General features: G+C 68.0%; 8 protein-coding genes. All 8 read left to right on the forward strand.

Annotated features, from left to right (window positions below; genetic code table 11):
- Positions 1 to 234: 234 nt before the first annotated feature.
- A complete protein-coding gene (locus H7290_RS07250; RefSeq protein WP_290513353.1) occupies positions 235 to 483 on the forward strand; it encodes a hypothetical protein in 249 nt (82 codons plus the stop codon).
- The gene (locus H7290_RS07255) at positions 480 to 2,600 is read left to right on the forward strand and encodes a glycosyltransferase (protein WP_290513354.1); all 2,121 of its coding nucleotides are present in this window, start codon (positions 480 to 482) and stop codon (positions 2,598 to 2,600) included. Before H7290_RS07250 ends, H7290_RS07255 begins: the two co-directional genes overlap by 4 nt.
- 3 nt (positions 2,601 to 2,603) lie before the next feature.
- Complete coding sequence (locus H7290_RS07260; RefSeq protein WP_290513355.1) at positions 2,604 to 4,448, forward strand: hypothetical protein; 1,845 nt, start codon at positions 2,604 to 2,606, stop codon at positions 4,446 to 4,448.
- Positions 4,445 to 5,587, forward strand: a complete 1,143-nt coding sequence (locus H7290_RS07265) for a hypothetical protein (protein WP_290513356.1) — start codon at positions 4,445 to 4,447, stop codon at positions 5,585 to 5,587. Before H7290_RS07260 ends, H7290_RS07265 begins: the two co-directional genes overlap by 4 nt.
- Positions 5,584 to 6,807, forward strand: a complete 1,224-nt coding sequence (locus H7290_RS07270; RefSeq protein WP_290513357.1) for a hypothetical protein — start codon at positions 5,584 to 5,586, stop codon at positions 6,805 to 6,807. The genes H7290_RS07265 and H7290_RS07270 overlap by 4 nt, the downstream gene beginning before the upstream one ends.
- Positions 6,807 to 8,351: a substrate-binding domain-containing protein gene (locus tag H7290_RS07275; protein ID WP_290513358.1), complete on the forward strand. Its 1,545-nt coding sequence runs from the start codon at positions 6,807 to 6,809 to the stop codon at positions 8,349 to 8,351. The genes H7290_RS07270 and H7290_RS07275 overlap by 1 nt, the downstream gene beginning before the upstream one ends.
- Positions 8,348 to 9,511, forward strand: coding sequence for a hypothetical protein (locus H7290_RS07280; protein ID WP_290513359.1), 1,164 nt, complete (start codon positions 8,348 to 8,350; stop codon positions 9,509 to 9,511). Before H7290_RS07275 ends, H7290_RS07280 begins: the two co-directional genes overlap by 4 nt.
- A gap of 8 nt (positions 9,512 to 9,519) precedes the next feature.
- Positions 9,520 to 10,567: hypothetical protein (locus H7290_RS07285; RefSeq protein ID WP_290513360.1), on the forward strand; the 1,048-nt coding region annotated here is incomplete at its 3' end.

Consider the following 10,567-nt stretch of genomic DNA (forward strand, 5'->3'; position numbering starts at 1 on the left):
CACTGTAGGAGACCCGTGCCGAGTCACCGGCTCCGGCGGCGTCGCCCGACGTCCGCCCCCCGGGCCTCGGGCAGGGCCCCAGCGGGTCGGAGCAGCCCAACAAGCCAGTAACACACCTTGTTACCTGTTGCTTGTTGAACGGTGTACGACCCTCATGACTTACTAACTGTTGGAGTTCTGCGCGTCGCCACCACTTTGGTCAGGGCGATGTCGAAGACATCAGGGGAGGTACACATGTCGGTCCAGACGTCGGCGTCGCGACCAGCCGGAAAGTCCGTCGGCGCTGCCACGGTCGGCCTCGTGATCACTTTGACGATCTTCGTCGTCGTGTTCCTGGCCTTCCTGCTCGCGCCGATGATCCTGCTCGGGGTGGCCTTCCTCGCCTACGTGATCATGCGGCCGAGAGCTGACAAGTCCACGTCGACCGGGCCTTCGCAGGCAACCGGGATGGCGTCCCACGGCTTCGGATCGGGCACCCAGTGACCACCACGATCACCCGGTCCCTGCCGCGCCTGTCGGACGGGATCGACGAGAGCCTTGCTCACGCAGTCCCCGAAGGCATCTGCCGCACCTTCCGGGTGATGCCGTACGTCTACCACGAGGGCCATGTGCTCGTGGCCGCCGCGGACGCTGACGACTCGATCACCGAGCACGTCGTCTCCGAGCGGCTCGACCGTCCCGTCATCCTGGTTCGCCACACGGTCAACGAGATCATCGAGGTCATCGACGAGGCCTACCCACCTGTCGAGGCCGAGGTCGAGTCCCCCGAGGCCCGCCGCTCGCGCATGCAGATGGCACAGATGCTCACCCGTAGCGGCCTGGTCACCGGCGAGCAGCTGCAGCGCGCGATGCTGGAGTACTCCCGCACCGGCGATCCGCTCGGCGACATCCTCGTCTCCCACGAGTCGATCTCCGAGGACGTGCTCGTCGCCGCCCTGTCCGAGATGCACCAGATGCAGCGGGTCGGACTGGCCGACTTCGAGCCCGACTACGGGATCTCCCGCCGGCTTCCCGAGCAGCTGGCCCGCGAGCTGCAGGTCGTCCCGGTGGCCGAGACCGAGGGCACCCTGCTCCTCGCCGTGGCCCGTCCGCTCAGCGCCGACGACTCCGCCGTCGTCGAGGAGGCGCTCGGTCAGCCGTTCCGCCAGCTCCTGGCCAATCGCACCGACCTCGACCAGCTCATCCAGCGCGTCCACGCCAGCCACTACTCCGATGTCTCCACGCAGTACCTCATGGAGAACTTCCCGGAGCAGTCGGCGCACGTCGTGTTCTCGTCGGTCCAGAAGGCCGTCTTCATCATGTCCGGGATCGTCATCGTCATCTGCGCGGTGATCTGGCCGACCAGCACCGCGACCACCCTGGTCGCGATCTGCACGGTCATCTACTTCTTCGTCTCCGTCTACAAGTTCCGCCTCACCCTGCGGGCCCTCGGCACGCACCTGGAGACCGACGTCAGCGACGAGGAGGTCGCCGCGATCGACGAGCGGCGCCTGCCGATCTACACGATCCTCGTGCCGCTCTACAAGGAGGCCGGCATCGTGCCGCGTCTGGTGCGCGACATCAACGCGCTCGACTACCCGCGCACCCGGCTCGACGTGAAGCTCCTCTGCGAGGAGGACGACCTCGAGACCATCGACACGATCAAGGCGCTCGGCCTCCCGCCGCACTTCCACCTCGTGATCGTGCCGGACAGCCAGCCCAAGACGAAGCCCAAGGCCTGCAACTACGGCCTCCAGCTCGCGACCGGCGCCTTCACCGTCATCTACGACGCCGAGGACCGGCCCGACCCGGACCAGCTGAAGAAGGCGCTCATCGCCTTCGACGTCGTCCCCGACAACGTCGTGTGCATGCAGGGCAAGCTCAACCACTTCAACCAGGACCAGAACATGCTGACGTCCTGGTTCGCCAACGAGTACTCGATGCACTTCGAGCTGATCCTGCCCGCCATGGGCGCGTCGGAGTCGCCGATCCCCCTCGGCGGCACGTCCAACCACTTCAAGACGGGCATCCTGCGTGAGCTCGGCGCGTGGGACCCCTTCAACGTGACCGAGGACGCCGACCTCGGCATGCGACTGCACCGCGCCGGATACCGCACCGCGATGATCGACTCCACCACGCTGGAGGAGGCCAACTCCAAGGTCGGCAACTGGATCCGTCAGCGCTCGCGCTGGAACAAGGGCTACTACCAGACGTGGCTCGTGCACATGCGCCACCCCGTGCAGCTGTTCCGTCAGACCGGCCCGGCCGGCTTCGTGAGCTTCAACCTGACCATGGGCTCGGCCCTGGTGCTCCTGCTCAACCCGATCTTCTGGGCCCTGACGACGATCTACATCCTCACCCAGTGGGGCTTCGTCGAGGACATCTACCCGAGCACCGTGTTCTACGCGGCCAGCTTCATGCTGTTCGTCGGCAATTTCATCTTCATCTACCTCAACGTGGCGGGAAGCCTGCAACGGGGTGAGTTCGGTCTGACCCGGACGGCGGTCCTGTCCCCGCTCTACTGGGGGCTGATGAGCTTCGCCGCCTGGAAGGGCTTCATCCAGCTCTTCACGAACCCGTTCTACTGGGAGAAGACCGAGCACGGTCTGGACGAGGGCTGACCCATGTCGACCGACACCACTACCAAGGTCGTCAGCAACCGCGAGCGACTCTCCGGCGTCGTCCAGGCGGTGGGCAAGCGCCCTGCTGACATCGAGCGGCGCTGGTGGGAGAGCACCGCGATCTTCGTGATCTTCACGGTGTCCTACTCCGTGCTCGGCTACTGGCTCGTCGTGCAGATGCACGTGGTCGGCTTCGAGACGCTCGACCGCTTCGACCGCGGGCTGATGATCTTCCACAACGAGCCGCCCAAGCTCTCATCCGTCGGGTTCGACTACCCGCCGCTCTCGATCGTGCTCGTCGCGCCGTTCACGGTGATCCCGGCGCTCGCCCGTTCGCTGATCGTCGTCCCGGTCGTCTCGGCCATCTTCGCCGGCCTGACGATGATGTTCATCAACACGATGATGCGCCGGGCACAGGTCATCTTCCCGCTGCGCGCGGCGGTCCTCGTGACGCTGGGCCTCAACCCGCTGGTCGTCATGTACGCCTCGATCGGGGCACGCAACTTCATGTGGCTCGCGTTCGTGATGGCCGCGCTCGGCGCCCTGTTCGCGTGGTACGTCACCGCCGACATCCGCTTCGTGATGATCGCCGGCCTCGCCTATGCGGTCGCCGCCCTGACGGGCTACGGCAGCCTCGTCTGGTTCCTGATCAGCCTGATCATGGTCGCCGCGATCCTGTCCCGGCTCGGTGCCGACGGCAAGGAGGTCGAAGGCACCACGGTGGGCTTCGCAGCCCCGACGGTCTACGTGATCGCCCTGTGGTCGGCGTTCAACCTGATCCTGCTGTTCCGCCCGCTGGCCTGGCTCACCGACAGCAGCGACGCCGCATCCTCGGGCGGTCTCGACAACTTCTCGCTGCTGGAGATCGCCCGCGCCACGTTCGACCTGGTGGTCTTCGGCGCACCGATCGCGATCATCGTGCTTCCTGCCCTGATCTTCAACGGGATCGCACGTCGCAACGGCTTCGCGCTCTGGCTCGGCCTGATGCTGCTGGTCTCGATCCTCGCCCCCGGCGTAGCCGTCCTCGTGCGCGTCACCGACTCGCCGATGCTGATGAACAACGCGCTGCCCATCCTGCTCGTCTCCGTCGTGGGCGCCATCTGGCTTGCTCGCTCCTCGCTCACCAGCGGGGTGCTCGTCGCCGGGATCCTCGCGGTCGTTCTCCTGCTCAGCATCCCGTGGACCTTCGCCGCGATGTCCGACTTCAAGCACCAGGGCATCGAGCGCGCCTTCCACGACGCGATCACGACGCAGGAGAGCCAGGACGGTGCGGCGACCGTCGACGGCTCCGTGGTCGGCTACTCCCAGGAGGAGGACATGGCCGACTACATCCGCGAGAACATCGACACGCCGGACTCGATCCTCACCGACAACTCACAGACCTACGCAGTCATCCTCCTCACCGGGGACCCGGCCCTGTTCTTCGACCGCGTCGACCAGTCCGACGGACCCTGGCGCCGTGCAGCCAAGGACCCTGCTGCCCACGTCGACTACATGCTGCTCCCGATCGACACCAGTGCCGACCTGCTGAGCAAGCTGTACCCGCAGGCAGCGGCCGGCGACGATGCGGTGCTGAAGGTCATACACGGCAACCGCCGTTACGTGCTGGTCAAGGTCCCGGACGGCTACACGTACGGCGACGTGCTGCCCGACTCGGTCGATGCCAACGGCAACGGCATCGCCGACGCCGAAGAGGGCACCGCCGACGCCCAGAGCACCCAGGACCAGAACCCGACCAACCTCGGTGGGGTCGACGGTCTTCGCGGTGAGCCCGACTCGTCGAACGCGCCGCAGCCGTCGGCCAACGGCACCGGCTCGACGTCCACCACGTCCGGGACCACGCAGTGATCGCGCAGAAGCCGTCGTCGATCGAGGAGGCACCCTCGCTCGCCGACATCAAGTCTGCCGGTGACCGGGTCGGGCGCGTGGACTTCACCACCCACCTCGGCACCGAGGGGGACGTCGTGGCCCTGACCTCGATGGTGCGCCCCTCGCGCACGCTCGTCGACTCCGAGGAGAGCAACCGCTCACTCCCCTTCATCCTGCCTCCGGCCAAGGTGGACGAGGCGATGGCTGCCGAGGCCGCCCGCGCTCGTCGAACCATTGCCGAGGCCCGAGGGGAGGTCGTCGAGGCACACGAGCCCGCCGAGGACCAGCTCGACGACGACGAGGCCGAGGGCGCCCTCTACGGAGCGGCGGACAGCCCCGAGACCATCGCTGTCGACGAAGCCGGCGAGGCCCCTGTCGCCGAGGAGCGCGTGCCCGTCGCGCCCAGCAAGCGTTCGCTGCGGCGCGGCAAGCAGGACCCCGAGCCGCAGGTTGCTTCCACGCCTGCTCCGGCAGCCCACGCCGGCGCGGGCCTGATGATCCAGGACGTCGCCTCGCTCGACGAGATGGCGGCCGAGGCCGCAGCCGTCCACGCAGCGGAGGTGGCCGCCGCGGAGCGTGCCGAGATCGTGGCGGCCGGGGAACGCGCCGAGTCCGAGGCCGCTGCTGCTGCGGAGGCCCGGGCGCTCGCCCGGCTCGGCGCCAGCGTCGACCTGGGTCACGGAGCGTCCGTCGAGGACGTCGACGACCTCGACATCGCCGACACCAGGCAGCACACGCGCGCCGCGCACCCCGTCACCACCGAGGTCGCGGTCGAACAGGACGTCGCCGACGTCGCCGCCAGCGTCATCGCGCTGATGCGCAGCACGGCTGACTCCCACCAGCGCCACCTCGAGTCGGTCGAGCTCGAGGCGGCCCGTCGCTGCGAGCTGCTGACCGCCCAGGCTGAGCTGGACGCCGAGCTGATCCGCCTGCACGCCCGTCGTGAGGCGCACGCGATCATCTCGGCCTCCGGCGTGCGCACCAGCGCCCAGCAGCCCGGGCCCGTCGGGACCGACCATCTGAGCGAGATCGGCGAGACCTTCTCTCGTTTCGCCGAGACCATCGAGACGATCATCGCCTTCGGGCCGGCGTCTCACGAGCACCCGCGGAAGTCATGAACACGTACCGATCGAGCCGCCGCCGCCGCCGCCAGGCCGCCGCCGTCATCACTCTCGCCTCGGCCCTGCTGCTGGCGGGCTGCGGCGCGAGCGGCTCCGAGGACACGTCCGCTGGCAGCGCGCCCAGCCAGACGCCTACCACCACGGCCGCAGCCGTTGCCCCGGACGGCACCGACACCACGCTGGGCTCCGACGGCGGTCGGGTGCTGCCCCAGGAAAACGTCTTCAGCGTGCTCTCACCGTGGAACACCACGGCCAACGACCAGCCGGTCGACCCGCAGTCGGCGGACCTGATGGAGCTGGCGAAGGAACGCGTCGGTCGTAACGACAACGGCCAGCCCGAGACCACGACGGTCGACGAGGGCATCTACATCAACACTCGGGCCTGGACCGGCCCGGTCGTCGCCGACGGCACCCCCACGGTGATCCACTGCCGCCAGATCCAGTGCGGTGACGGCGCGGCCGACATCACGCTCAACATCCCCGACGACATCAGCCCCAACCCGATCTACGACGGCTGGTACACCGTCTTCGACACCGGCACACAGAAGGCCTATGACCTCTGGCGCGCGCGGCGCGAGGCCAACGGCGTCGTGAGCTACCAGTTCATGCGCCAGTGGGACCTCGACGGCCCGGGCTTCAACCAGCCCTACGTCGTGAGCGCCCGCGGCTCCGGTCTGCCGCTCTTCGGCGGCCTGATCCGCCCCGGCGAGCTCGAGCGCGGCGAGATCAACCACGCGCTGGCCATCAGTGTGCCCGGCGCGGCCGCGGGCAACTTCGTGCAACCCGCGTCGTCCACTGACGGCAACGGGCTCACCAACTCCCTGCCCGAAGGCGCGAGGATCTTCCTCAAGGACAGCTTCCGGCTCACCCGGCCCCTCGACCCGGTGACGAGCAAGCCGCTGAAGATGTCGGCCAAGCAGTACCGCTACGCCCGCTACCTCGTCGAGACCCTGAAGACCTACGGCGCGATCGTGGTCGACCGGGCCGCCGTACCGACGCTCTACTTCGAGCGGATCGAGGACGACGTGACCAATCCGCTCATCCGCGGCTACGAGCTGCAGAGCATCGGCCTCGAGGACTTCAGCGTCGTCGACTTCACGCTGAGCGACCGGATCAGCTACCCGCCCGAGGACGAGTTCGTGGACCCCACGCTGCTCGATGGCAGTACCGGTGTGCTGCAGCAGGACTCAGCGACGAACCCGACCGGAGCGAACTGATGCGCACCTTCCCCACCCGGTCGACCGGTGCCACCCGCCGTGGCCGTCGCACGGCCGCCGCCGGACTTGCGCTGCTCCTGGGTCTCTGCCTGACCGCGTGCGGCAAGGACGACAGGGCCGCTGCGTCCGACGGCCCCAACGACAGCACCAGCAGCGGCGACGCCGGTGTGAAGTCGATCAACCGGACCGGACTGGTCGCCAGCAACACCGTGGTCGACCCCGACATCGGCGACCGGGTGCTCGTCGGCACCCTGGCCGACCCGGTCCCCGGCGTCATCCAGGTCGACGGGGCGGTCGACTCCCTCACCCCGAAGGCTATTCCGGGCTACCGCGGCAAGAGCACCCAGGTCACCGAGCAGTTCAACGGCGAGACCCGGGCCTTCCAGCGGCTGTGCGTCGGCGAGATCGACATCGTCGACTCGGCCCGCCCGATCAGCCCGGCGGAGTGGGCCTCGTGTCGTGCCCAGGGACTGGACATCGTCCAGTCCCAGGTAGCCGCCGACGCCGTCGTGCTCGGCATCAAGAACGAGACCGACATCGGCACCGACTGCCTCAACACCGATGAGGTGGCGCGGATCTTCGAGTCCGGCTCCACGATCAACAACTGGTCGCAGGTACGCGCCGATCTGTACGACACTCCGCTTCGGACCGGCGGCCCCGACATCGACAGCGGTGTCGTCCGGTCCTTCGATCGCTACGTGCTGGGCTCGATCGACCCGAGCCTCTCCAACTTCCGCGCCGACTACCGCGCAAGCCGCGACGAGAACCAGACGCGTGAGTTCGTCGTCGGTTCCCTGACCGACCGGCTGCGCACCCGCAACCTGGCCAGCGTCGCCCCGAAGCGTGAGCAGCTACGCAAGCAGCTGCGCGTCGACCGGCAGGTCTGGGCCGACGCCAACGCCGAGGTCATCGAGGCCCAGAAAGAGCAGAAGAAGGGCATCCGCACCAACCGTTCGATCGCTGCCCGGGCCGCGGACGACCGGCGCGTCGCCGCCGCGTTCGCCGCCCGCGGGGTGGCGATCACCAAGGTCAACTTCATCAAGGCGAAGTTCAAGCCGGTCAACGAGCGCTACCTGATCGCCTACCAGGCGCAGGAGCGGCTCGACTCGGCCAACGGCAACGTCGGCCTCTTCCGGGAGAGCTTCTACGCAGTCTACGAGAACCTGATCCGCCCGTTCGAGATCGAGGTCGCCGACGACGACGGTCAACAGAACTGCATCTTCCCGAGTCCGCAGACGATCGTGACCGGCCAGTACCCGCTCTCGCGGCAGCTGCTGCTCACGACGACGACCCGGGCCCTCAAGCGACCTGAGGTGGCGGACTTCCTGCGCTACTACCTGGACAACTCGCAGGCGATCGCGCTGGACAACTCGGTGATCGCGCTGCCCGACAAGGACATCCAGCGCCAGCTCGACTGGATCAACAAGAACGAGCTGCCCGCCTTCGAGTCCGTCGACGGTGGCCCGGTCCAGATCGTCACCGCGCCGACCGCCACCACCGCGGTCGACACCAGCAACCCGCAGGACGACAAGCCGGCCCGATGAGGCACCCCGCTCGGAATCCCGGCCAGTCGGGTCGTCGTCCCGGTCGGGTCGGCCTGGCCCTGGCAGCAGCCGCCCTGAGCACCGTGATCGGGGTGGTCGCGGTGGTCGGGGTGCTGCCCGTCGGGGCGTCGACAGCCGACTCCGGCAGCGCCGGTAGCACCGGCAGCCCTGCTCAGCGCGACTCGGCTCGCCTGGCCGGCCCGGGCGCCGAACCCACGATGGGTGCCAGGAGCAGCAACTCCACCGGCACCCGCACCAGGCACGTGACCCTCGAGTGGAAGGGCGCACCGAAGGCCAGCCGCTACACCAGGCGGGTCGGCATCCCCGAGATCGGTCAGCTCGCCCTGACCTGCCGGCCCAACGAGGTGCAGATCAGCCTCCGGGCCAAGGAGCGCGACAACGAGACCCAGATGTGGCTCGCGAAGTACGAGGACAAGAGCTACGGGCAGGCCGTCGCGGTCAAGACGGTGCGCATCTACCGCTACGCGAACGCCAACGACAACGGCAACGGCGGCACCAGCAACCCGCAGCACGAGGGTCTCAACCAGGCCGGCGGCAAGAACGGCGTCGAGAACTACGGCAAGGGCTATGGCCACGGCATCATCAGCCAGCGCCAGGGCCGCAACGACCCGGTCGGGGCCGATCCTCTGAAGCCGGTGACGACGTTCGACATCAACTGGTACTGGAACGGTTTCGACTACCCACCGCAGTACCGCTACTGCAAGATCGACATCGTGCTGGTGACCAAGTTCAACCACCGGCTCGGGGTCAACTGGCACGGCGACGCCGACGCCGAGGGCAACGTCTTCCAGCAGGTGCGCATCCCCAGCCTCGGCTACCTGCAGCTGCGGTGCGAGACCGGCCGCTTCGGCAACATGCTGGTCAGCCTGGTGCCGGACAGCAACAAGACGAAGGTCTACGTCGAGACCGTCACGGGTGAGGGTCGTGTCGAGGACCACGTCGACACCCGCAACGCCACGGTGGACAGGGCCACTGGCAAGCTCGGACCGTTCCCGATCCCCAACAACGGGATCATGCGCTTCTACTTCGACAAGGGGAGCACGACCGTCCCCTTCATGTTGTCGTCGTATGAGAAGACCAACGATCCGCAGGGCAACCTGAACACCTGCGAGATCGCGATGGGGCAGTTCCCACGATGACACCCCCGATGACCCGCCCGATGACCCGCCCGATGACCCGCCTGCGTTCGCTGTTCGTGCTCCTGACCCTGCTCGCGCTCGTGACCGGGGTCGCCCCCGCACGCGCCGCGGGCGGTGGCACACCGGCGCCGTACCCGCCCCTGAAGGCCACCAGCAGCAGGACCGCCACCCAGCAGGTGCAGCACGTCACGGTGAAGTGGCAGGGCGGCGACGGCAGGCCGAAGAGCAAGTACGCCACGATCCCCGGGATCGGCAACCTGCAGCTGATCTGCAAGCCCGACACCACGATGATCAAGCTCTACACCCCCGAGCGGGGCTACGAGACCCAGATGTGGATGCAGAAGTACGAGACCAAGAACGGCAGGTACGTCGTCTCCAGCAAGGAGGCCCGCATCTACCGGTGGGCGCACGCAGCAGACAACGGCAACGGCGGCACCGGCAACTACGCCAACGAGGGCCTCAACCAGGGCCGCGGCAAGAACGGCGTTGAGAACTTCTCGCAGGGCTACCTGAACGGCGTGATCAGCCAGCAGTCGAGCCGCAGCGCCGACGGGCCCCAGCTCACCAGCCCGCGCCCGGTCACGACGTTCGAGCTGACCTGGTACTGGAACGGCTTCGACTACGCGCCCAACGCCCGCTCCTGCACGATCGACGCGGTCTTCACCACCCGCCTCGACGAGCGGATGGTGCTCACCTGGCACGGCAGCGCCGCCGCGGCCGGCCACGACACGCTCAGCAGCCCACTGCGCGGCATCGGCACCCTCGACCTCTACTGCGAACTGCCCGCGGGCAACACCGACCGCGCATTCGTCGTGACGCCGTCCGACCTCGGCAGTGGCCCAGACTCCACCAGCGCCCCGACGTTGTACGTCGAGACCGTGACCGGCGAGGGGCTGGTGGCGGACCATGTCGAGAAGCACGACTACGACCTCGACGGGGCGACCGGCGCCTTCCCGGCGATCCCGCTCCCCCAGAACGGGTCGGTCCGGATGAAGATCAAGAACGGCAACGGCAATGCCACGTGGGTGCTGCTGTCGTCGTACACCGTGCTCAACA

Source organism: Aeromicrobium sp. (assembly GCF_014378035.1).
In the GTDB taxonomy this organism is placed as follows: domain Bacteria; phylum Actinomycetota; class Actinomycetes; order Propionibacteriales; family Nocardioidaceae; genus Aeromicrobium.